Source organism: Flectobacillus longus, assembly GCF_030056705.1.
In the GTDB taxonomy this organism is placed as follows: domain Bacteria; phylum Bacteroidota; class Bacteroidia; order Cytophagales; family Spirosomataceae; genus Flectobacillus; species Flectobacillus longus.
Genome location: NZ_JASHIC010000058.1, coordinates 1 through 1,623 on the forward strand (window position 1 = coordinate 1; position 1,623 = coordinate 1,623).

The window sequence follows — 1,623 nt, forward strand, 5'->3', positions numbered from 1 at the left end:
TAAAACGCAAAAAGCCACTCTTTTGGAGTGGCTTATCTACTTTGTAATATTTTGGAGCTTTTTTACTTTCCCGCATTTGATTGCAGTATCATCAACGGTACTGGGCTTAACTGCTCTGTTCGAGATGGGAAGAGGTGAACACCAGTCCTATCGGCTCCATAAAACCTGCGAAACTCTCGTCTCTATGTCTTATAGTCCGTTTGACGTATATCGTGAAAGATGTTGAACAAGTAAGAATTAATCGCTTAGTACAGAGATATCATAAGCTGTTGGGTAATTAGTATTGCTCGACTCTGGTATCTCTACCTATACATCTGCAACCTATCAACGTTGTCATCTACAACGGCCCTTATTTGGAATACTCATCTTCAGGTCAGTTTCGCACTTAGATGCTTTCAGCGCTTATCTGATCCCGACGTAGCTACTCAGCTATGCCCTTGGCAGGACAACTGATACACCAGAGGTCAGTCCAACTCGGTCCTCTCGTACTAAAGTCAGAACCTGTCAATATTCCTACGCCCACAACAGATAGGGACCGAACTGTCTCACGACGTTCTGAACCCAGCTCGCGTGCCACTTTAATCGGCGAACAGCCGAACCCTTGGGACCTTCTCCAGCCCCAGGATGTGACGAGCCGACATCGAGGTGCCAAACCTCCCCGTCGATGTGAGCTCTTGGGGGAGATCAGCCTGTTATCCCCAGAGTACCTTTTATCCTTTGAGCGATGGCTATTCCATACTATACCACCGGATCACTATATCCTACTTTCGTACCTGATCGACTTGTTTGTCTCACAGTCAAGCACCCTTTTGCTATTGCACTCTACGCACGGTTACCAAGCGTGCTGAGGGTACCTTTGAAAGCCTCCGTTATCCTTTTGGAGGCGACCACCCCAGTCAAACTACCCACCAAGCAATGTCCCTATTTAGGTTAGAATTCCAGTACAAGAAGGGTGGTATTTCAACGTTGGCTCCATCATGCCTAGCGACACCATTTCACAGCCTCCCACCTATCCTACACATCCAGTACCAGAACTCAATGCTAAGCTATAGTAAAGGTTCATGGGGTCTTTCCGTCCCGTTGCGGGTAAACGGCATCTTCACCGTTACTACAATTTCACCGAGCTCACGGCTGAGACAGTGTCCAGATCGTTACACCATTCGTGCAGGTCGGAACTTACCCGACAAGGAATTTCGCTACCTTAGGACCGTTATAGTTACGGCCGCCGTTTACTGGGGCTTCGATTCAATGCTTCTCTTGCGATGACATCCCCTCTTAACCTTCCAGCACCGGGCAGGTGTCAGGCCTTATACGTCAACTTTCGTTTTTGCAAAGCCATGTGTTTTTGTTAAACAGTCGCCTGGACCAATTCTCTGCGGCCTCTCATCGCTGAGTAGGCTCCCTTTATCCCGAAGTTACAGGGTTAATTTGCCGAGTTCCTTAGCCGTGATTCACTCGAGCGCCTTAGAATATTCTTCCCAGTCACCTGTGTCGGTTTACGGTACGGGTTACTATTAAGTATAGATTCACAACTTTTCTTGGAAGTCTCTTCGCTGACTCGCATCTGCCTTGCGGCTTCCACTCAGAGGCACTATTCCGTCAGTACCTGCCAACCACGAGTCT

2 rRNA genes are annotated in these 1,623 nt (G+C 48.1%); both read right to left on the reverse strand.

Annotation, left to right across the window (positions count from 1 at the left end):
- Positions 1 to 49: 49 nt before the first annotated feature.
- Positions 50 to 161: ribosomal RNA gene (rrf, locus tag QM491_RS25375) — 5S ribosomal RNA — on the reverse strand.
- 95 nt (positions 162 to 256) lie between these two features.
- Positions 257 to 1,623: ribosomal RNA gene (locus tag QM491_RS25380) — 23S ribosomal RNA — on the reverse strand; the annotation flags it as partial.